This window comes from Streptomyces verrucosisporus (assembly GCF_017114865.1).
Classification (GTDB): domain Bacteria; phylum Actinomycetota; class Actinomycetes; order Streptomycetales; family Streptomycetaceae; genus Streptomyces; species Streptomyces fenghuangensis.
The window spans coordinates 1-19,404 of the sequence record NZ_JADEYH010000032.1 but is presented as its reverse complement, the minus strand read 5'-3'; the positions used below and the strand labels follow the sequence as shown (position 1 = coordinate 19,404).

Genomic DNA, 19,404 nt, shown 5'->3' with positions numbered 1-19,404 from the left:
CATGGCGTCAACGCGAGGCTGTACGGGTACCGGTGGCGGTATGCGACCTCGGGTCATGCGGTAAACGGGCGGGCAGACCGGCGTCCACCCCGCACTCCCCTTCCGTCCTCCTGCCGGCGCGCCGCATACGGTCCAGGAGCGGTACCGCCGCGGCGGACCCGGCGGCCCTCGTGCCGCTGGGGCCGGAGCGGAGCTACGGTGGAGGCAGAGGCTCTGCCGGCGCCCCGACGAAGGGGGACGACATGGTGTCCCACAGTGTGGGCGGGATGTCCCTACCCGGCCTCCGCGCCGGCTTCACCGGCGATGTCATCACTCCGGGCGACGCGCCCTACGACGGGGCCCGCGCGGTCTTCAACGCGATGATCGACCGCCGTCCCGCCGTCATCGCCCAGTGCGAGACCGAACGCGACGTCTCCGAGGCGATCCGGTTCGGGCGGGCCAACGGTCTGGAGATCGCGGTCCGCGGTGGCGGGCACAGCGTCGCGGGCATGGCCCTGGCCGAGGGCGGCATCGTCGTCGACCTGCGGCGCATGCACACGGTCGTGGTCGACCCCGGCAGGCGCACCGCGCGGGTCGGCGGCGGCGCCGTCATGGGTCATCTGGACCGGGCCACCGAACCGTACGGCCTGGCGACGACCGGCGGCCGTGTCTCCACCACCGGGGTGGGCGGGTTCGTGCTGGGCGGCGGTTCGGGCTGGCTGGACCGCAGGTTCGGTCTGGCGAGCGACAACCTGCTGTCCGCCGAGCTGGTCACCGCGGACGGCCGCACCGTGCGCGCGAGCGAGGAGGAGAATCCGGAGCTGTTCTGGGCGCTGCACGGCGGTGGCGGCAACTTCGGCGTGGCCACCTCGCTCACCCTGCGGCTGCACCCGCTTCCGGAGATGACCGCGGCCCTGCTGATGTGGCGTCCCGAGGCGGGCCCGGACGTGGCGCGGGTCTACCGCGGTTTCCTGGAGTCCGCCCCGGACGAGGTCGGCGGCGGGCTCATCTACCTGACCGCGCCGCCCGAGGAGTTCGTCCCCGCGGACATGGCCGGGAAGCTCGCCTGCGCGGTGCTGATCACGTACGCGGGCGGCATGCAGGAGATGCGCGATGTGGCCGAGCCCATACTCGACATGGACCACGACGCCGAGATGATCGCCGAGATGTCCTACGCCGACCTGCAGTGCATGCTGGACGACCCGCCCGGTTACCGGAACTACTGGTCGGCCGAGTACCTGGCCTCCTTCCCGGACCCGGCGGTGGACGCCTTCTGCGCCCGCGCCGCCGACCTGCTCGTGCCCTCGCCCTCCCAGCACGTCCTCTTCCCGCAGGGCGGCGCGGTCGCCCGGGACCCTGGGGGCCACCCGATTCCCTGGCGGCGGGCCCCGTGGGTGGTCCACCCCTTCGGACTGTGGGAGGACCCCGCCGACGACGAGCGCGTCAGGCGGTGGGCCCACGACGTACGCGCGGACGTCAGGCCCTGGTCGACCGGCGCGGTCTACCTCAACTTCATCGGGAACGAGGGCGAGGACCGTGTGGTCGCCGGGTTCGGGCCGGACAACCACCGGCGGCTGGCCGCGGTCAAGGCCGAGTACGACCCCGGCAACGTCTTCCGGCTCAACCACAACATCAGGCCCCGCTGACACCGGGCCCGCGCGGCGCGCCGTAAACAGGATGACAAGTCCCCGCCCGCTCGGGTCCGGTGGGGGCGCTCGCCGTACCGCCCGCCACGGCGCGGGAGGGTCAGGCCCCGGCCGAGACGAGGAGCCGTCCCATGGCGGCGAGCACCGACGGCTCGACGCGGTAGTACACCCAGGTGCCGCGGCGCTCGGAGGTGAGCAGTCCGGCCTCACGGAGCTTCTTCAGGTGGTGGCTGACGGTGGGCTGGGAGACCCCGACATCGGAGATGTCGCACACACAGGCCTCACCGCCGTCGTGCGAGGCCACCAGGGAGAACAGCCGCAGCCGCACCGGATCGCCCAGCGCCTTGAACATCGCGGCGGTCCGCTCGGCCTCCTCGGCCGTCAGCGGGCGCTCGGTCAGCGGCGGGCAGCACGGCTCCACCTTCGGAACCGGCGGCGCCTTCGTGTTCGACATACACCTATGTTGACACACGTCGAATCAGCCGGGCCAGGATGCGTGGGCCTCGAAACCACCCCGCTCGCCGCCCTGGCCGCCTGCGGTTCCCAGGAGTCCTCCCCCGCCGGCCGCGGCGGGGGAGGATGACAAGCCCGCCGCGGACTTCTCCGCCCCCGCCTCGGCCGGCCACCACAGCACCGCCTACGCCCCCTTCGCCCAGGGGATGCTCCCCGCCACCGGCAGGCGGTGGGGAGCCGAGGACCCGAAGGAGAACGGCTCCTACGTCCCGGCGAAGGCCATGGCCGACGACATCATCACCGCCCGGAACGCCGGGATCGACACGGTGGAGAAGCTACTCGGCCGGAAGCAGGACCGGCGCCGGGGGGCCGGGATCCGCATGGCACGGATCCCGGCCCCCCGGTTTATGCACCCCTTTGGGGTGTTACCCGTCCGCACGGCACCGCGGGCCCCGCCCTCACACCGGGCCGGGACCGCGAGATCGAACGAAATCGCGCGAAAGGGGACGATCATGACGACGATGGTCAGCGAGATGCTGCGCACCTACCCGGCCGACCTCGGCGGTGTGAACCGCGAGGCCATGGAACGCTGCATCGCCGAGTGCTTCGACTGCTCGCAGGCCTGTACGGCGTGCGCGGACGCCTGCCTGTCGGAGGACATGGTCGCCGAGCTGCGCAAGTGCATCCGCACCAACCTGGACTGCTCGGACATCTGCGAGGCCACCGGCAAGATCCTGTCCCGGCACACCGGCTACGACGCCAACATCACCCGCACCCAGCTCCAGGCCTGCGCCATGGTCTGCAAGTCCTGCGCGGAGGAGTGCGAGCGCCACGCCGACATGCACGAGCACTGCCGTATATGCGCCGAGGCCTGCCGCCGCTGCGAGCAGGCCTGCAACGAGCTGCTGACGACCCTCTGAGGCCCCTTCCGAGGCCGTCTTCGGGTCAGAAGGAACACCGCCCTGCGCCGCCCCGGCCCCGGCCGGGGCGGCGTACGTGCGGGGCCTGCGCCCTCCCCGCTGGGACCGGCCGGCACCGGGCGGCGGGGCGTCAGACCCTGTCCCCGTCCCAGCCGTCGCTGTGCAGGAACCCCTGGAGAGCTCGCCGCCGCCCGGCGTGCTCGCGGACGCGGGCCGTGTACTCCTCCTCGTCGACCACGGGGACGCCCGCCTCCCGCAGCACCGACAGCGCGGGCGCGGGACGTTCCTGCTCGGCCCGGGTGAAGAACTGGCCGTGCAGGGTGTCCAGCACCTGCTCCAGGGCGGACCACAAGGGTCCGGTGGCCGCCGGGTCGGGCCGGCTTCCGGGGCCGACGCCGGCACGGAGCAGCAGCAGGGCGTCGTCGAGGGCGGCCAGCGCGCGGGCGGGTGCCTTGCTCCGCCGGGTCGAGTGGAAGTAGTGGACGACCGGGTAGGCCAGGTGCTGCTCGCCCAGGCGCAGCAGTGGCTCGGTCAGGGAGACCAGTTGCTGGTTGAACATGGAACTGAAGCCGCTTCCGGTCCACCCGGCGGCGATGATGCCAAAGGCGTCCCGGCCCAGGCAGTGGATCTGCTGGGCGAGCACACGCTTGTGGACCACCGCCTGGACCACCTGCACCAGGTAGGTGAGGGAGAGCGTCACCAGGAAGAGTCCCGACAGGGAGGCGACGGCGGTGGCCACCTGGGCCCAGGCGGTGTCCGGCACGTAGTCGCCGATGCCCAGGGTGAAGACCGTGTAGCCGGTGAAGTACACCCGGTCCCATCCGTCGGCGGGCACGGCGGTACGGGAGGCGACGACGGAGGCCGTGTCGGCGCTGAAGACCAGCCACCACCCGGCCCACAGCAGCACCGCCCACGTCGTGAAGGTGGCCAGCAGGGTATACGTCCCGCTCCATTTCAGGAAGGCCGATCCGCGTCCGGTCCGGGCGTTGAGCGCCAGGGACGTCCGCCACACGGCTCCGGCCACCCGGCCGCTGACCGGGCCGGTGACCGTGACCATCGACAGTGCGGTGACCACCGCGTCGGCCAGTGCCAGAATCACCAGGGCGCAGCCGGCCACCACGGTCAGTACGTTCATCGCGCCGCCTCCCGGCCCTTCTCGCCCGCCCTGGAGTAGAGGGACAGGCCGGGGGTGGTGGTGACGCCGTGCGCGACGGTGCTGGCGGCGATGACCAGCGTTCCGGCGGCCAGTACCACCGGGTCGGCGCCGAGCCGGTGGGCCTCCATCGTCAGGTAGAACAGGGCCGATACGCCGATGGGGCCGAACCAGCCCATGAAGAGGGTGTCGTGCCAGGTCAGGGAGAGCGGCCGTTTCAGCGCCAGCAGGACCGGCAGGCGGCGCAGCAGCAGAACGCCCAGGACCAGCAGGACGCCGCGCCACCAGCCCAGTTCGCCCCACTCGCGCCAGGGGATCATGGCGCCGAGCACGACGAACAGCGGCAGGACGAGGAAGCGGTTGACCGCCTCGTCGTTCTTGTCCTCGTCGGCGCGCTCGCTGACCGAGCTCGTCGCGTTGAAGGCCAGCCCGCTGACGAAGACGGCCAGGACGCCGTCCAGGCGCATCAACCCGGCCGCCCCGAGGACGAGGAGTGCCAGCAGCAGGGTGTAGACCAGCAGAGGGCCGGACTGGACGCTCCGGTGCTCCTCCGCCTTGCGCAGCACCCTGCCGCCCAGCGCGCCCGCCGCCGCTCCGAAGACGACCGCGCCCAGCACCTGCCACAGCGACTCCAGCAGCGCGTCGGTACCGCTGAGGGTTCCGGCGATCGCCACCGCGGCCAGCACCAGGGGCAGGGCGAGACCGTCGTTGGCGCCCGACTCCAGGGAGAGCAGCTGCCGGGTGCGGGCGGTGATCGTCTTCTCGGCCGGCTCGCCGGTGACCACACTGGAGGCGAGCACCGGGTCGGTGGGGCACAGTGCCGCTCCCAGCAGCGCCGCCGCGCCGAGGCCGACCCCGAGGACGGCGGCCGACAGCGCCGTGGTGATCAGCGCCATCCCCAGCATGGCCACCAGCAACAGGACGGTCACCGGTTTCGTCCTCGAGCGCACGTCGCGGAACGGGTAGCGCAGGGCGACCGCCATCACCGACACCGCCAGGAGCAGCCGGGCGGCCTCGTGCAGCTCCTTGTGCCCCTCCACCACGGTGGGCAGGTCCAGGACGCCCAGCACCTCCGGGCCGAAGGTGATCCCGGTCAGCAGTGCCAGCAGCGGCCCGCTCAGCGGAGCGCGCTGGATGTATACGGAGAGGGCGGCGACGACCAGGGCCAGGGCCGCGGTGACGGTCAGGAGTTTGTCCAGCATGTCCGTGCGGCTGCCCTGCTCCGTTCTTGTCATGCACCGACAGTCACTCCGGCCACCCCGGCGGACGGGGCGTCCGGTCACGTCGCCCGGACGAGGCGCCGGACCGGGTGCCCGGCGGATGTCGGCCGCCCCGGAACCACACACACATTCGCCTCGGGCACGGAGGAGCAGCACCATCTCATCCGAAGGGGTGGTGTCGAGCGCTCTCCACCGGGTTCCGGAGTTCTGACGGTCCGTCAGCGGAAATCCGGCCCGTCAGGAAGCCGCGACGGCGGGTCGCACTGAGGAGAGGAGAAACCCTTGAGGGCAGCCGACTCGAGTGATCGCGCCGCTCATAGGGGCCGCCGCATCCCACGGCAGCGCCGGGGCCCCGGCGGGCCTCGCACGGCCGCCTGCCCGCTCCGGCTGGAGCGGGCACGCCACCGGGAGGACCGGCTCCCGCCCCGGCGGGCCGAGATGTAGGAGGTGCCCGGCACACGAGGACACGGGCGCGAGCGACACGCCTCCCCCGAGGACGCGGGCGGGGTCCGGCTCACCGGACCCCGCCCGCACACACGTCCGGCGGGCGCCGGTGGGGCACCTCGCCCCGCACACCCGCGGGCCGAGGCGCCCGGGAAGCCGGACGGCGGGGCGGCCGGCGGAAGCGGCGTGAGTGCCCGGCCGTACGGGGGAAGGGCTGCGGTGTGCCTGCTCTGCCTGTCCGCCCTTCCCGCCGCCCCCGTTCCGAACGCGAACGGCTCGCCCAGGATCTGCTGGACCGCGCGACCCCGGTGATGAGCGCGCTGGGCGTGCTGTTCCTGCTGCTCGTGCTCGGTGAGCGGCTGGCCCGGCCCGGCAGCGCGCTGAGCCTGGTCATGGCCGTGGCCGGCTGGCTGCTGTGGGCGGTGTTCGCCGCGGAGTTCCTCGCCCGTCTGCTCATCGCCCCCGACACCGGGGCCTTCTGGCGCCGCAACTGGTGGCAGCTCCTCTTCCTGGTGCTGCCCTTCCTGAGGGTGCTGCGGCTGGCGCACTCGGTGCGGATGCTGCGCACCGGCCGGGTGCTCTCCTCGGTGGTGCGCTCCTCCCGCTCCGCGCGCCGGGTGCTCGGCGGCCGGATCGGGTGGCTGGCGGCCGTCTCCGCGATCACCGTCCTGGGCAGCGGGGAGCTGCTGTTCGAGTTCGGCTCCTACCGCTCCCTGGGCGAGGCGCTGCACGCCACCGCGCTGGCCACCGTCACCGGAGAGCCGCTGGACCGGCCGGGCGCCTTCCCCAAGATCCTGGAGATCGTGCTGGCGGTCTACTCGGTGGCCGTCTTCGCCACCCTCGCGGGCAGCCTGGGGGCCTACTTCCTGGAGTCCCGCACCGCCGGCGACCGGCCCGCCGGGACCGGCGGCGAGGAAGGCGGGGACTCCTGAGCCCGGACGGCCGCCGGAAGCGGGGCGAACGGGCGGCGGGTGCGCGGGAACCCGCGCCGCACCCGACTCATTCGGCCTCTTCCCGACTCATGCGCCGGGCCCGGAACAGCAGCAGCATGCTCACCAGAGCCAGCACCACGAGCACGATGCCCATGACGACCTCGTTGACCTGGGCCACCCGGGGGGTGTTCTCGGGGCCGCCGTAGTCGATCAGAGCGGGCGCGACCAGCAGCCACACGCCGAGGAGCAGGACGATCAGGTCCGACAGCCACCCGCGTGGGCGCACGATCCGGGCGAAGGCGACGAGCAGCAGCACGATGCCGACACCGGTCTCGTTGCGCTGGGCGTCGACCGCGGCGTCGTCGAAGGGGTACCTGAGGAACCACGAGGCCAGGACCAGCCAGATGCCGGCCAGCAGCATCAGGCCGGTCACGAGCTGGTCCCGCATGCCGAAGGGACCGGGCGTGGAGGCGGCGCCCCGGGCGGCCGCCCGTCCGCGCGGTGAGGAATGACGAGCCATGGGAACTCCTTAAGGGATCTTCCCGACCATCTTGGTGCCGTTCGCGGCGGTCCGCCCGGTGCACGCCCCCGTCCAGGCTCCGTTCGGCGGCTTCCCTTCCCGGATCACTCCTCCGGCCGCGTTCCGGCCGCTTGCCCGACGTCCGACAGGGAACTGCCCGAGCCGGCCTGCGAGCGGGTGATCACGCTGAACTTGCCGTCGGTCTCCAGCACCACCGCGGCGACCTCCTCGACCGAGCCGACCCCCTGGGAGCGGATCGCCTGGAGCACCTCGCTCTCTGTGACCCGCTGCCGGGCCATCGCCTCCCCGAGCACGCGTCCGCCGCTCAGCAGCAGGGTCGGCTCGGCCTTGACCAGCCGCCGGAAGCGGTGGGAGCGCACCGCCGCCCAGGCGCTGACGAGCTGAAGGGCCACCAGCAGGGCCAGGGCGAGCGCCCCCTCGGCGAGGGAGACGGTCGAGTTGAGCAGGATGGTGGCCAGCGTCGATCCCAGGGCCACGGTGACCACCAGGTCGAACGCGTTCATCTTCGCCAGCGTGCGTTTGCCCGAGATCCGCACCGCCGTGATCAGGGCCGCGTAGGAGCACGCGGTCATGACGGCCACCCGCAGCAGGTCGTATCCGGTGTCGAAGAACATCGGTCACGACTACCCGGTGATTCCGTTCCGCAACATGCCCGCGCCTCCCCGTGACCGGTCCGGTGCCCGCGCGACCCTCGGACACCGGACCGGAGCCACCCGGACTCCGCCGTCCGCAGGGCCGGCTCGGTCAGCCGGGCCGCGGGGGACGCAGGCCGGCGGTGACCAGCTTGCGGACGGCGATCACGGCGGCGGCCGCCGCGATGGTGCTCCAGCTCGGGTCGCCGGTCAGCCACAGCAGCCCCGCCGCGGTCAGGAAGTCCAGGAGGACGGCCAGGGCCGGCACGAGCCGTCCGGCCGCCGCGAGCACCACCGCGGCGGACACCAGCCCGAAGGCGGTGGTGGCCAGCGCCGCCAGGTTCAGGGCGGTGGTCATACCGGTTCCGCCCGGGCCCTGGAGCCGTCCGCCTCCTTACGGCGCTCGCGTTCGATCTCGGCGCGCTCGGCCGCGATCTCCCGGCCGAGGAAGAAGTTCAGGGCGGTGCGGATCGCCGCGATCGCGGCGAGCTGCCCGATCTCGGTGAAGCTCGGCGCGACGGCCGTGCGCAGTACGTCTCCGGCGAGCTGGAACTCCAGGCCGAGCGCCAGGAAACGCCCCAGGGTGAGCCGGATCCTGTTGAACCTGCGGTCCGGACCGGCCCCGCGCACCATGGTCAACAGGAAGTGTCCGAACGCCCAGACGGCGCCCACGAAGATGATCAGGGCCCCCGCCGCCTCCACCAGCCTCACCAGGAGGTCGACCGCTTCTCTGAGCGCGGACTCGGGCAGCACTTCGGCGGTTGTGTTCACGGTCGGCGAGTACCCGTACCGGTCCGCCCATTCCACGGACGGCCGGTGTGGCGCACTTCATCCGCTTCCATCCGGTTTCGTTCCATCCGGTACGGAATGCCGACGCCGGACGGGCGGTTGTACTCGCCGCGGGTGCCGGAGGGCGGGACAGTGTCCCCGGGCCTCACACACCGCCTGCGAGGACGACCGTCCGGCTCAGGCCTCGCAGTGCCACTCGCCGCGGAGGCGACCTCCGCCCCTCGGCGCCCGCGCGCAGACCGGCGCCGGCCGGGTTCCCCCCGTCCTGGCCGGCGCCTTCCGCGTCCCGTGTGCCGGGATCCCGTGTGCCGAACGCCACGGGTCGGCGTTTGCCGGTCCTCCGGCGGCGGGTTACCGTCACCCGCATGACCGCCGACCCCGCCCGTACCCGGGTGCGCCTGAGCGCCGAGGACCGGCGCGGGCAGCTGATCGGGATCGGACTGAGGCTGCTGGTCGGCCGGCCCATCCACGAACTGTCGATGCACGAGGTGGCCGCCGAGGCGGGCATCTCGCGCGGCCTGCTCTTCCACTATTTCCCGACCAAGCGCGACTACTACGTCGCGGTGGTCCGGGCCGCCGGGCAGCGGCTGCTGCTGCACACGCGCCTGCCGGACGAGGGCGGGCCCGAGGAGCGGGTGCGCGCCGTGGTCGCGGGTTTCACCGGCTTCGTGCGGCGCCGCCGTGCCAACTACGTGGCCCTGGTGCGCGCCGGAGCCGGCGGGGACGAACTGGTGGTGGAGGTGTTCGAGGGCATCCGCGCCGCACTGGCCGAGCGGATCCTGACGGCGCTGGGCGAGCCCTCCCCCGATCCGCTGGTACGCCTCGCGGTGCGCGGCTGGCTGGCGATGGCCGAGGAGATGGCGATCGAGGCCGGCGAGGAGGTGGCGGCCGAGGAGCTGGTGGGCTTCCTCGTGGACGGTCTCGGCCGGCTGCTCACGCCGCTGGGCGCACCGCTCGCCCCGTCGCGCTGACCGTCCCGCGCCCGCCGGTGCGCGAAGGTGATCCGGGCCACCCCGCGCCCATGCTATTGAGCACTGGTCAGTATGTTGGTTACGCTCGCCGTCGCGACGACGCCGCCCGGGCACTTCGGACGTCCCCCGGCAAGGAGCCGGCCGCGGACCTCGCCCACTCACCGCGGGCCCGGACGTACACCGAACGCGTCGCCGGGTCCGGCCGGTACCGGGACCGTCCCCGCGAGGACGCGCACCTCGGCGCCCCGCGCGGCCGGACCGGCCACCGGCCACGGGGCCGCAGGAGCTGCGGCACCGGGGCAGGCAACACGACGAAGACACAGGAGCACACGGCATGAGCACCCGTCAGAGCATCCTCATCACCGGGGCCAGCGCCGGGCTGGGCGAGCAGATGGCCCGCGAGTTCGCCGCCAGGGGGCGCGACCTCGCCCTGTGCGCCCGCCGCACCGACCGCCTGGAGCGGCTGCGCGAGGAACTGCTGGCCGCCCACCCCGGCGTCACCGTCTCGGTACGGGCGCTGGACGTCAACGACCACGGCGCCGTCTTCGAGGTCTTCCGCGCCTTCCGCGCCGACCTGGGCTCGCTGGACCGAGTGGTGGTGAACGCCGGGCTGGGCAAGGGCCGGCCGATCGGCACCGGGCGTTTCGACGCCAACCTCCAGACCGCGCAGACCAACTTCACCGCCGCCCTCGCCCAGTGCGAGGCCGCCGTGGAGGTCTTCCGCGACCAGGGGGCCGGCCATCTGGTCGTCGTCTCCTCCATGAGCGCCATGCGCGGCCTGCCCCGCAACCTCACCACGTACGCGGCCAGCAAAGCCGGCGTCGCGGCCCTCGCCGAGGGCATCCGTGCCGAGCTGCTGCGCACCCCGATCAAGGTCACCACCCTCTTCCCCGGCTACATCGCCTCCGAGATGAGCGGTTCGGCCGGCCGGACGCCGCTGATGGTCTCCACCGAGAAGGGGGTGCGCGCCATGGTGAAGGCCATCGAGGCCGAACGCGCCCAGGCGAAGGTGCCCGCCTGGCCCTGGGTACCCATGGGCTTCGCCATGCGGCGGCTGCCTCTGGGCGTCGTGGCGAGGATGAGCTGAGAAGAGCCACTCCCCGTCTCCACCGCATTCCCGGGCCCCGGTTCCGCCTGCCTCCCCTGACGGCCCTGACGGCCCAAAGGCCCGACAGTACTTCGACGACAGGAGGGCAGCGATGCCGGTCATCCATCTGGTCCGCCACGGCCAGGCCACGTTCGGCGCCGACACGGCCGAGGGGTACGACGTGCTGTCGGACCTCGGGCGCAGACAGGCGGAGGTCGCCGGGGCCGAGCTGGCCCGGCGTGCGCCGCGCGACCCGGTCGTGGTCTGCGGCACCCTGGCCCGGCAGCGCGACACCGCGCAGATCATCGCGAGGACCGCCGGGCTGCCCGGGACGCCGCACACCGATGCGCGGTGGAACGAGTACGACCACATCGATCTCGTCGAGCGCTACGGCGGCGCCGCGCCCCAGGACGCCCCCGCCGGCGCCTCCTCCGGCTCACGCGGTGTCCAGGCGGTCCTCGACCGGGCCCTTGAGGCGTGGATGGCGGACACCGGCGAGGGCGGCTGGCGGCGGTTCACCTCCGGCGCGGCCGACGCGCTGCGGGGTCTGGCCGACGGGCTCCGACCCGGGCGCGACGCGGTGGTGGTCACCTCCGGTGGGGTGCTGGCGGCCCTGTGCGGGGGGCTGCTGTCCGCTCCGCCGGCCGGCATCGTGGCGCTGAACCGGGTCACCGTCAACGCCGCGATCACAACCCTCGTCGCGGGCTCCTCCGGCATCAGCCTGCTGGCCTTCAACGACCACGCGCACTTCGCCGGGGAACGGCGCGCGCTGCTCACCTACCGCTGACCCGGTCGCTCGAAGACCGCCCCGGCCGGACGAGGAGTCCGGCCGGGGCGGCGGCGCGGGTCGGACGCGGAAGGCGCGGGGGTGCGGAGGAGCGCCCCCGCGCCCGCCGTGTCAGGACAGGCTCGCCAGCGCCCGGTTGAGGGTCTGCGACGGGCGCATGACGGCCGAGGCCTTGGCGTCGTCGGGGCGGTAGTAGCCGCCGATGTCGGCCGGGGAGCCCTGGACCGCGGCCAGCTCGCCGACGATCGTCTGCTCCTGCTCGGTCAGCTCCTGCGCCAGCGGGCCGAAGGCCTGCGCGAGCTCGGCGTCGTCGGACTGCTTCGCCAGCTCCTGCGCCCAGTACAGCGCCAGGTAGAAGTGGCTGCCGCGGTTGTCGATGCCGCCGATGCGGCGGGTGGGCGACTTGTCCTCGTTGAGGAAGGTGGCCGTGGCCCGGTCGAGGGTGTCGGCCAGCACCTGGGCCTTGGCGTTGTCCGTGGTCTGGGCCAGGTGCTCGAAGCTGACCGCCAGGGCCAGGAACTCGCCCAGGCTGTCCCAGCGCAGGTAGTTCTCCTTGACCAGCTGCTGGACGTGCTTGGGCGCGGAGCCGCCGGCGCCGGTCTCGAACAGGCCGCCGCCGTTCATCAGCGGGACGACGGAGAGCATCTTGGCGCTCGTGCCCAGCTCGAGGATCGGGAACAGGTCGGTGAGGTAGTCGCGCAGCACGTTGCCGGTGACCGAGATGGTGTCCTCACCGCGGCGGATGCGCTCCAGGGAGAACTTCGTGGCCTCCACCGGCGACATGATCTCGATCCGCAGGCCCTCGGTGTCGTGCTCGGCCAGGTAGGCGCGGACCTTCTCGATCAGCCTGGCGTCGTGGGCGCGGGTCTCGTCCAGCCAGAACACCGCCGGGGCGCCGGTGGCGCGGGCGCGGGTGACGGCCAGCTTGACCCAGTCCCTGATCGGGGCGTCCTTGGTCTGGCACATGCGGAAGATGTCGCCGGCGCCGACCGTCTGCTCCAGCACGACGTTGCCGTCGCCGTCGGTGACCCGGACGGTGCCGGTGGCCGGGATCTCGAAGGTCTTGTCGTGGCTGCCGTACTCCTCGGCCTTCTGCGCCATCAGGCCGACGTTGGGCACCGAGCCCATGGTGGCCGGGTCGAAGGCGCCGTTTGCGCGGCAGTCGTCGATGACGGCCTGGTAGACGCCGGAGTAGGAGCTGTCGGGCAGGACCGCGAGGGTGTCGTGCTCCTGGCCGTCGGGGCCCCACATGTGGCCGGAGGTGCGGATCATGGCCGGCATGGAGGCGTCGACGATGACGTCGCTGGGGACGTGCAGGTTGGTGATGCCGCGGTCGGAGTCGACCATGGCCAGCTCGGGGCCCTCGGCCAGCTCGGCCTCGAAGGACTCCTTGATCTTCGCGCCCTCGGGCAGCGACTCCAGGCCCTTGAGGATGCCGCCGAGGCCGTCGTTGGGGGTGAGGCCGGCGGCGGCGAGGGCCTGGCCGTACTCGGCGAAGGTCTTCGGGAAGAAGGCGCGCACAACGTGGCCGAAGATGATCGGGTCGGAGACCTTCATCATGGTGGCCTTCAGGTGGACCGAGAACAGCACGCCCTCGGACTTGGCGCGGGCGACCTGCTCCTTCAGGAACTCGCGCAGCGCGGCCACCCGCATGACGGCCGCGTCCACCACCTCGCCGCCGAGCACGGGCACGGACTCGCGCAGCACGGTGGTGGAGCCGTCGTCGCCCACCAGCTCGATGCGGAGGGCGTCGTCCTTGGCGAGGACCGCGGACTTCTCGGTGGAGCGGAAGTCGTCCACGCCCATGGTCGCCACGTTGGTCCTGGACTCGGGGGTCCAGGCGCCCATGCGGTGCGGGTGGTTCTTGGCGTAGTTCTTCACCGAGGCGGGGGCGCGGCGGTCGGAGTTGCCCTCGCGCAGCACCGGGTTGACGGCGCTGCCCTTGACCTTGTCGTAGCGGGCGCGGATCTCCCGCTCCTCGTCGCTCCTGGGGTCGTCGGGGTAGTCCGGGAGCGCGTAGCCCTTCTCCTGGAGTTCGGCGATCGCGGCCTTGAGCTGCGGGATGGAGGCCGAGATGTTCGGCAGCTTGATGATGTTGGCCTGGGGGGTCTTGGCCAGCTCGCCGAGCTCGGCGAGCGCGTCACCGATGCGCTGCTCCTCCTTGAGGTACTCGGGGAAGACCGCGATGATCCGCCCCGCCAGGGAGATGTCACGGCTCTCCACGGCGACACCCGCCTTGGCGGCGTAGGCCCTGACCACCGGCAGGAAAGAGTACGTCGCCAGGGCCGGGGCCTCGTCGGTCTGTGTGTAGATGATGGTCGAGTCAGTCACCGGGTGCTCCGCTCCACGTCTGCAACATTGCTCGACATCAAGATATCCCGTGGAGGGCCTCTCCCCGAAAGCGCCCTGCCCCTTGTGGTGGCGCTTTCGCGCCGCCACAAGGGGCAGCAGGGTGGGGGCGGGTCCGGTCCTCCCGGTCCCGGTCGTCTCAGTAGGGCCCGTTGACGTTGTCGATCGAGCCGTAGCGGTCGGCCGCGTAGTTGCAGGCGGCGACGATGTTGGCGACCGGGTCGTACTGGCTGTTCGCCGTGCCCGGGACGTGGTAGGCGTCGAAGGTCGGCTTGATGACCTGGAGCAGGCCGATCGAGGGGGTGCCGCGCTGGGCGTTGATGTCCCAGTTGTTGATCGCGTTCGGGTTGCCGCTGGACTCGCGCATGACGTTGCGGTGGATGCCCTCGTAGGTGCCGGGGATGCCGTTGACCCGCATGATGTCCAGGGCCTCACGGATCCAGCCGTCGAGGTTGTCCGCGTAGGCCTTCGGTGAGGCCTGGGGAGCGGCCTTCTCGGCGGCCGGACGGGCCTGGGTACGGTCGGCGCGCTCCGGGGCGCGCTCCTGCTCTCCGCCGGAGGACCGGGCGGCCAGGCTCAGTTCCTGGCCGGGGAAGATCAGGTGCGGGTCGTCGCCGACGGTCTCGCGGTTGGCGTCGTAGACCGCCCGCCAGCCGCCCTCGACACCGTGGGTGGTGGCGATCCGGTGGAGGGTGTCACCGGGTGCGACGGTGTGGGAGCCGGCGGCGGGCTTGCGCTCGGCCCCGGCCTTCGCCCCGGACTCCGTGCCGGCCTTCACCCCGGATTCGCCGCCCGTCCGGGTGGCGGGAGCGCTGCCGGGGGCGCCGGAGCCCCGGGAGAGCCCGGCCGCCGGCCCGCAGGTGGGCCAGGCTCCCGGTCCCTGGAGTTCGAGCAGCTTCTCACCGGCGGCTATCTGCTCCCTCTTGGTAGCCAGGTCGGCGCGCGGCGCGTACTCGGTGCCGCCGGCCGCCTCCCAGCTGGACTGCGAGAACTGCAGTCCGCCGTAGTAGCCGTTGCCGGTGTTGATGGACCAGTTGCCGCTGCTCTCGCACTCGGCGACTTTCTCCCACACCTCGGCGGAAGCCGCGTTCGCGCTGCCGGCCGCGACCATCGGCGCCGCGATTCCCGCACCACCGGCCGCGGCGACCAGGGAGATCCGGGAGAACTGACGGGAAATCAAAGACTTGCTCGGACGACGGTGGCGACCACGAGACATGGGTGTGAATCCTCTCCCACGCCTACGAGGTTAGCTGTCGGATTCGGGCTGGAGTTGCCCGGCCTTCCCGGATGTGCGAGGGCACTTCGGGAAAGGCTTCACCCCAAGCCGGACCACGGAAAAAGCGCGGTCGCGGCACTTACTCGGTTTCCCCGCTCCTGCCACGGTCGGCTGCGCTCCCTCCACCGGCCGGGCGGCAGGACTCGGCGTCCCGGCGGTGGAACCTCCGCGATGCGGCGGAGGCCAGGACACATAAACACAACCGATTCACGGAGACAAGGCACTGGAAGAGCAGGGCCCTTCACACTGTCACCGAGCCGTGAGTCACGAACACGGTCCGCACAGGATCTTGTTCGGCCCAAGGCATCCCGGAACGGCCGAGTGCGAGTCAATTCCCCGGGTGACGCGGAGAATCCGGGAGGCGGGAAAATTCGATCACCCCGCAAAGGGCGGGCGAGGCGTTCGAAACTGCGACTCCGAGCACACACCCGAAAAGGAGGCTCCTTACATCGCCCCTTTTCACACCAAGCAGCTCTAAAGCCCAGGAGCGCGCAAGGGTGTCAATCCGCCGGATTCCCGCCCCCGTTCGCCGCGCAGCCGGAACACTCCCCGGTGCCTTTCGGGGCCGCTCCCGCCCCTCCGCGGCATCTCCGGGGAACAAGCGCGTGCGCGGCGCCGCACCCGTCGCCCCACCGGGGGCCGTTCGCCTCTGCCGAACGGCGCAGTCCGGCGCAGTCCGGCGGCCGGAAGAGCCATGGCGGATAACTTGACGATCCCACCGAAAACGGGAGGCAGGCCATGAAGAGGGCAGCGCGGATCTCGCGGCAGACGCTTGAGTCCGTCTCGACACCGGAGCGGATCGAGACGCGGCTGGGTTCCCTGGAGTTCCCGCTCGGCATGCCCCCCGAGGAGACGGCGGACCGCGTCTACGACCACCTGGACCACGTGCGCGCGGTCGGCGCCTTCCTCGACGCGTACTCCGGCGTCAGCCTGTGGGCGTCCCGCAGGGGGCTGCTCGAGGCGGGCGTCCGGGACCACGACGTCCTGCTCTTCTCGGAGTTCATGACTCCCAGTTCGCTCGTGCTGACCGGGAACGCGGACACCGTCTACTTCCTGACGTTCCTCGACCTGACCGAGGGGCCGCTGGTGGTGGAGGTACCGCCTCTCACCCTCGGTTTCGTCAACGACATGTGGTTCCGCTGGGTCGTCGACCCCGGAGTGGCCGGCCCGGACCGCGGGGCCGGCGGCAGGTACCTCTTCATGCCGCCCGGCTACGAGGGTCCTGTGCCCGGGGAGGGGTTCTTCACACGGTGGACCCGCACCACCCGGCTCGTCCTGGTCGGACGGGCGTTCCTGGAAGGCGACGACCCGCGGCCGGCGGCCGAGCGCATCAAGGAGGGACTGCGCATCCACCGCTACGTCCCCGGGGTCTACGGGACCAGCATCGCGGAGATCGTCACCGGCGGCACGGCCCCACCGCTGCCGTGGACGGACCAGACCTGGACCGCCGCGCTTCGTCGAGGGCACCGGGCTCGCCGTGAACATGGTTCCACCCGGGGACGCGACGTACTTCGACTTCGCGAGCGAACTCGTCCACGACCAGCCGGCCGAGGCGCTCGCCCCCGAGATCGCAGGTGCCCTGGCCACGGTCGGGATCGTCAGGGACAGGCCCTTCCGGCCGGACACGCGGACGCGGGAGATCCTCGCCGAGGCGGCCCGGGTGGGGAACGCCACCGCCCGCACACTCGCCTGCCGCCCTCGCCCGGCCGAGGGGGCGCACTACTACGGCCCGTCCTCCCGGTGGCTCAACGGCCTGCTCGTGTCCGGCCACGACTTCACGGCCCCGGCAGCCGTCTCCGCCGCCGACGGCACGACCACGCTCCACTTCGGGCCCGACAGACCCGGCGGCGTGCCGGAGGGCAACTGGATCCAGACCCTGCCGGACAGGGGATGGTTCGTGGTCCTGCGGTTCTACAATCCCCTGCGTCCGTTCTTCGACAGGACCTGGCGGCCGGGCGAGATCGAACCGGTGTGAGGCAGCGGACCGTGGGCGTGACGCTGATCGGCTCCGGCTCCTACGAGGGAAGGGGGATCGCCGCACAGCGGTGGGGCCTGCCGCCGGAGGCGGTGGAGGTGCCTTCCGCCCGGGAGGGCGGCGTGGAGCACCTGCCGCACCGGGCGCCGCCCGGCGGCTCGGCCCTGTTCGTACGGGGCGGCCGGGGTGACCGGGGTGACCGGGAGGGCGTCGGCGCGCCGGCCCCGGCCCCGGTCAGACCCGCTCCAGCTCCGCCGCTCCGAAGGAGACGTCGAAGCGGTCGCACCAGATGCTCACACTGGTGAACGCGTCCGGGTCGACATCGTCGGGCAGGGCGTAGTTCTGGTCCCCCTTGTTGCCCTTCAGCCTGCCGAGGCTGACGTACTCCCCGTCGTCGAAGACGCCCCAGCCGGCCCGGCCCTCCTCGACCGGCGCGTCGGTCAGCCAGACGTGCAGGTCGGGCCCGTTGCTGGTGTCGAGGTCCTCCAGACGCACGACGTGGGAGCCGTCGGCCAGCCGGACCAGCCGGACCGTCCCCGACGTCGCGTGCTCGTGGGAGATCAGGTCGCCGCCGGCCAACGTCCGCGGTCCGGCCTGTGCGGACGGCGTCGCGGAGGCGGTCTCCCGGTCGGCCGCCGAGGGGGCGGGCGCGCTCGGGGCCGCGGGCAGCGACTCCCGTACGGTCTCGTCCTGCCACAGCTTCCACGGCTGGAACCAGTACAGCCCCACGCCGGCCGCCACCATGACCACCACCGCGACCGCCGACACCAGCGGTCTGCCCACCACAGCGCGCAACGCGCCCACCCCCGTCCGCTCGGAAAGTCCGTCGCTCCTCATTCAACGCCAACAGCGGCGCCGGCGCACCGTCCGGGACGTGACGGAACACCCACGGCCGCGCCGCGGCGCACCCGCCGCAGAGGACCACGGGCCCTCCCGGCCCATGCGGCCGGGCGTCGCCGGCGGATCCGTACAAGGCGGCGATCGACTAGATCCCGCCGGCGGCGGTCCCGCCCCGCTCAACCGGTCGAAGTGGCCTGATGGAAGTACATCCGCCAGCCCGTCGCCGTCAGACGCCACAGAGAGCTCCGCCATGCCCTGCGGCCCTGGTTATCGGCGAAGTACGTCAGATGAACGACACCCGCGGCAAGGACGACGCCGGTCATCTCGCTGACCTTGACCGGGAACTGCGGGGACACCGAGCCGCCGCCCGTCACGGTGAGGATCGACTCCACGTCCCAACGGCGCCCTGAGGCCCCGATCTCGGTGAACTCCGGATCCAGAAGCTCCAGGACACGGGCCGGGCAGGCACGCACCTCCGGATCGAGAAGCCGCATCTCCCCATCGATGGCCGCCTGCACGGCTCGCTCACTCACATCCGTCACACGCGAACCCTACGGACGCTGCTTGCCGAGGCACAGTGAACTGATCACCCACCACAACGATGGCACGGCGGCAGAGCCGCTCCGGGGTCGGTAAGAGCTTGATTCCGTGAGGGGATCGAGTCATGGCACGTCCGTCCGGGTATCCCGTTGGGCTTCGCCGTCGCGCGGTACGCATGGTCGCCGAGTTGCGGCCGGAGTATCCGACCGAATGGGCCGCGGGGAAGGCGGTCGCGGTGAAGCTGAGGATCGGTTCGACCGGGACGCTGCGCAACTGGGTCCGTCAGGACCAGATCGATGCAGGTCGGAGGCCGGGGATGACGACCGGGGAGGCCGTGGAGATCAAGCGGTCGCGTGAGGAGAACACCGAGCTGAGAGCGTGTTTGAGATCGGGTTATGGGGTGGTTCGTCGTAGAGACCGGCGTGCTGGTCGGGTCGCGGGGCGGCCGCGGGTGAGGCGGCGCAGTATGACGTCGGTCATCGCCCAGCGGATCATGGTCTCGGATTGCGCCGGGTCGCGCCCGTAGTCCCGGGCCAGACGGCGGCGTGCGGTGATCCAGGCGAAGGCGCGCTCCACCGCCCGGCGTTTGGGCTGGACCTGGAAGCCGCGCCGGCCGGGCGGTTTGCGGACGATCTCCACGGTGCGCTCCAGGATCTCCCCGTCCCAGGTGACCAGGCGGCCGCCGAAGCCCTGGTCCGCCCAGACCCTCTCCACGGTGGGATGGTCCAGCCGGGCCCACAGCAGCGGCCGCCGGGCGCCGTCACGGTCCTGCACACTGACGGCGGCCACGTGGACGGCCTGCGACAGGCCGAGGGTGTCGGTGACGATCACGTTGCGGACGTCGCCGCCTGCCGCGGTGCTCGTGCCTCC

General features: G+C 72.3%; 19 protein-coding genes, 1 pseudogene and 1 riboswitch. Of the genes and pseudogenes, 8 read left to right on the top strand and 12 right to left on the bottom strand.

Annotation, left to right across the window (positions count from 1 at the left end; translation table 11 throughout):
- Window positions 1–242 precede the first annotated feature (242 nt).
- Window positions 243–1,625, top strand: a complete 1,383-nt coding sequence (locus IQ279_RS24190) for an FAD-binding oxidoreductase (protein ID WP_206351409.1) — start codon at window positions 243–245, stop codon at window positions 1,623–1,625.
- A gap of 100 nt (window positions 1,626–1,725) precedes the next feature.
- Here IQ279_RS24190 and IQ279_RS24185 read toward each other — a convergent pair whose 3' ends face one another.
- Window positions 1,726–2,079 carry an ArsR/SmtB family transcription factor gene (locus IQ279_RS24185; protein ID WP_206351407.1) on the bottom strand — a complete coding sequence of 118 codons (354 nt, stop codon included), beginning with the start codon at window positions 2,077–2,079 and terminating at the stop codon, window positions 1,726–1,728.
- A 511-nt stretch (window positions 2,080–2,590) separates the two neighbouring features.
- On the opposite strand from IQ279_RS24185, the gene IQ279_RS24180 reads away from it, so the two are divergent.
- Complete coding sequence (locus IQ279_RS24180; protein WP_206351405.1) at window positions 2,591–2,998, top strand: four-helix bundle copper-binding protein; 408 nt, start codon at window positions 2,591–2,593, stop codon at window positions 2,996–2,998.
- 130 nt (window positions 2,999–3,128) lie between these two features.
- Here IQ279_RS24180 and IQ279_RS24175 read toward each other — a convergent pair whose 3' ends face one another.
- Window positions 3,129–4,133 carry a potassium channel family protein gene (locus IQ279_RS24175; RefSeq protein ID WP_206351403.1) on the bottom strand — a complete coding sequence of 335 codons (1,005 nt, stop codon included), beginning with the start codon at window positions 4,131–4,133 and terminating at the stop codon, window positions 3,129–3,131.
- Window positions 4,130–5,386 (bottom strand): cation:proton antiporter domain-containing protein, encoded by a 1,257-nt coding sequence (locus IQ279_RS24170; protein WP_206351401.1) that lies wholly within the window; start codon window positions 5,384–5,386, stop codon window positions 4,130–4,132. Before IQ279_RS24170 ends, IQ279_RS24175 begins: the two co-directional genes overlap by 4 nt.
- 650 nt (window positions 5,387–6,036) lie before the next feature.
- Here IQ279_RS24170 and IQ279_RS24165 point away from each other — a divergent pair.
- The gene (locus IQ279_RS24165) at window positions 6,037–6,747 is read left to right on the top strand and encodes a hypothetical protein (protein WP_206351399.1); all 711 of its coding nucleotides are present in this window, start codon (window positions 6,037–6,039) and stop codon (window positions 6,745–6,747) included.
- A 67-nt stretch (window positions 6,748–6,814) separates the two neighbouring features.
- On the opposite strand, the gene IQ279_RS24160 is transcribed toward IQ279_RS24165, so the two are convergent.
- The 4 genes from IQ279_RS24160 to IQ279_RS24145 form a co-directional block, all read right to left on the bottom strand.
- A complete protein-coding gene (locus tag IQ279_RS24160) occupies window positions 6,815–7,267 on the bottom strand; it encodes an SPW repeat domain-containing protein (RefSeq protein WP_206351397.1) in 453 nt (150 codons plus the stop codon).
- Between the two features lie 104 nt (window positions 7,268–7,371).
- Window positions 7,372–7,902 (bottom strand): DUF421 domain-containing protein, encoded by a 531-nt coding sequence (locus IQ279_RS24155; protein ID WP_206351395.1) that lies wholly within the window; start codon window positions 7,900–7,902, stop codon window positions 7,372–7,374.
- 130 nt (window positions 7,903–8,032) lie between these two features.
- Window positions 8,033–8,278, bottom strand: a complete 246-nt coding sequence (locus IQ279_RS24150; protein WP_206351394.1) for a hypothetical protein — start codon at window positions 8,276–8,278, stop codon at window positions 8,033–8,035.
- A complete protein-coding gene (locus IQ279_RS24145; RefSeq protein WP_206351392.1) occupies window positions 8,275–8,691 on the bottom strand; it encodes a DUF1622 domain-containing protein in 417 nt (138 codons plus the stop codon). The genes IQ279_RS24150 and IQ279_RS24145 overlap by 4 nt, the downstream gene beginning before the upstream one ends.
- A 383-nt stretch (window positions 8,692–9,074) precedes the next feature.
- Here IQ279_RS24145 and IQ279_RS24140 point away from each other — a divergent pair, with 383 nt between their 5' ends.
- The 3 genes from IQ279_RS24140 to IQ279_RS24130 all read left to right on the top strand — a co-directional run bounded on the left by IQ279_RS24140 (window position 9,075) and on the right by IQ279_RS24130 (window position 11,554).
- A complete protein-coding gene (locus tag IQ279_RS24140) occupies window positions 9,075–9,680 on the top strand; it encodes a TetR/AcrR family transcriptional regulator (protein WP_206351390.1) in 606 nt (201 codons plus the stop codon).
- Between the two features lie 334 nt (window positions 9,681–10,014).
- Window positions 10,015–10,767, top strand: a complete 753-nt coding sequence (locus tag IQ279_RS24135) for an SDR family oxidoreductase (RefSeq protein ID WP_206351388.1) — start codon at window positions 10,015–10,017, stop codon at window positions 10,765–10,767.
- A 112-nt stretch (window positions 10,768–10,879) separates the two neighbouring features.
- Window positions 10,880–11,554: a histidine phosphatase family protein gene (locus IQ279_RS24130; protein ID WP_206351386.1), complete on the top strand. Its 675-nt coding sequence runs from the start codon at window positions 10,880–10,882 to the stop codon at window positions 11,552–11,554.
- A 111-nt stretch (window positions 11,555–11,665) separates the two neighbouring features.
- On the opposite strand, the gene IQ279_RS24125 is transcribed toward IQ279_RS24130, so the two are convergent.
- A complete protein-coding gene (locus IQ279_RS24125) occupies window positions 11,666–13,885 on the bottom strand; it encodes an NADP-dependent isocitrate dehydrogenase (RefSeq protein WP_206351385.1) in 2,220 nt (739 codons plus the stop codon).
- Window positions 13,886–14,042: 157 nt separating this feature from the next.
- Complete coding sequence (locus IQ279_RS28875) at window positions 14,043–15,083, bottom strand: transglycosylase family protein (protein WP_372445222.1); 1,041 nt, start codon at window positions 15,081–15,083, stop codon at window positions 14,043–14,045.
- Window positions 15,084–15,125: 42 nt separating this feature from the next.
- Window positions 15,126–15,302: riboswitch (cyclic di-AMP (ydaO/yuaA leader) on the bottom strand.
- A 615-nt stretch (window positions 15,303–15,917) separates the two neighbouring features.
- Between IQ279_RS28875 and IQ279_RS28870 the strand changes: the two are divergent.
- Together IQ279_RS28870 and IQ279_RS24110 are read left to right on the top strand one after the other, a co-directional pair.
- A pseudogene (locus tag IQ279_RS28870) lies at window positions 15,918–16,472 on the top strand (DUF1254 domain-containing protein); the annotation flags it as partial.
- A 190-nt stretch (window positions 16,473–16,662) separates the two neighbouring features.
- Window positions 16,663–17,154: a DUF1214 domain-containing protein gene (locus tag IQ279_RS24110; protein WP_241028666.1), complete on the top strand. Its 492-nt coding sequence runs from the start codon at window positions 16,663–16,665 to the stop codon at window positions 17,152–17,154.
- Window positions 17,155–17,388: 234 nt separating this feature from the next.
- Here the strand turns inward: IQ279_RS24110 and IQ279_RS24105 are convergent, their stop codons facing one another.
- From IQ279_RS24105 to IQ279_RS24095, 3 genes are all read right to left on the bottom strand, one after another.
- Window positions 17,389–17,898, bottom strand: coding sequence for a DM13 domain-containing protein (locus IQ279_RS24105; RefSeq protein ID WP_241028665.1), 510 nt, complete (start codon window positions 17,896–17,898; stop codon window positions 17,389–17,391).
- A 272-nt stretch (window positions 17,899–18,170) separates the two neighbouring features.
- Window positions 18,171–18,512, bottom strand: coding sequence for a nuclear transport factor 2 family protein (locus IQ279_RS24100; RefSeq protein ID WP_206351429.1), 342 nt, complete (start codon window positions 18,510–18,512; stop codon window positions 18,171–18,173).
- A 415-nt stretch (window positions 18,513–18,927) separates the two neighbouring features.
- On the bottom strand, window positions 18,928–19,404 hold a 477-nt coding region (locus IQ279_RS24095), incomplete at its 5' end, for a transposase (RefSeq protein ID WP_206351377.1).

Excerpts from the sequence above, each read along its gene's own strand:
- IQ279_RS24190 (WP_206351409.1), top strand. The coding sequence starts at position 243 with ATGGTGTCCCACAGTGTGGGCGGGATGTCCCTACCCGGCCTCCGCGCC.
- IQ279_RS24185 (WP_206351407.1), bottom strand. The coding sequence starts at position 2,079 with ATGTCGAACACGAAGGCGCCGCCGGTTCCGAAGGTGGAGCCGTGCTGC.
- IQ279_RS24180 (WP_206351405.1), top strand. The coding sequence starts at position 2,591 with ATGACGACGATGGTCAGCGAGATGCTGCGCACCTACCCGGCCGACCTC.
- IQ279_RS24175 (WP_206351403.1), bottom strand. The coding sequence starts at position 4,133 with ATGAACGTACTGACCGTGGTGGCCGGCTGCGCCCTGGTGATTCTGGCA.
- IQ279_RS24170 (WP_206351401.1), bottom strand. The coding sequence starts at position 5,386 with ATGACAAGAACGGAGCAGGGCAGCCGCACGGACATGCTGGACAAACTC.
- IQ279_RS24160 (WP_206351397.1), bottom strand. The coding sequence starts at position 7,267 with ATGGCTCGTCATTCCTCACCGCGCGGACGGGCGGCCGCCCGGGGCGCC.
- IQ279_RS24155 (WP_206351395.1), bottom strand. The coding sequence starts at position 7,902 with ATGTTCTTCGACACCGGATACGACCTGCTGCGGGTGGCCGTCATGACC.
- IQ279_RS24150 (WP_206351394.1), bottom strand. The coding sequence starts at position 8,278 with ATGACCACCGCCCTGAACCTGGCGGCGCTGGCCACCACCGCCTTCGGG.
- IQ279_RS24140 (WP_206351390.1), top strand. The coding sequence starts at position 9,075 with ATGACCGCCGACCCCGCCCGTACCCGGGTGCGCCTGAGCGCCGAGGAC.
- IQ279_RS24135 (WP_206351388.1), top strand. The coding sequence starts at position 10,015 with ATGAGCACCCGTCAGAGCATCCTCATCACCGGGGCCAGCGCCGGGCTG.
- IQ279_RS24130 (WP_206351386.1), top strand. The coding sequence starts at position 10,880 with ATGCCGGTCATCCATCTGGTCCGCCACGGCCAGGCCACGTTCGGCGCC.
- IQ279_RS24110 (WP_241028666.1), top strand. The coding sequence starts at position 16,663 with ATGGTTCCACCCGGGGACGCGACGTACTTCGACTTCGCGAGCGAACTC.
- IQ279_RS24105 (WP_241028665.1), bottom strand. The coding sequence starts at position 17,898 with ATGGTGGCGGCCGGCGTGGGGCTGTACTGGTTCCAGCCGTGGAAGCTG.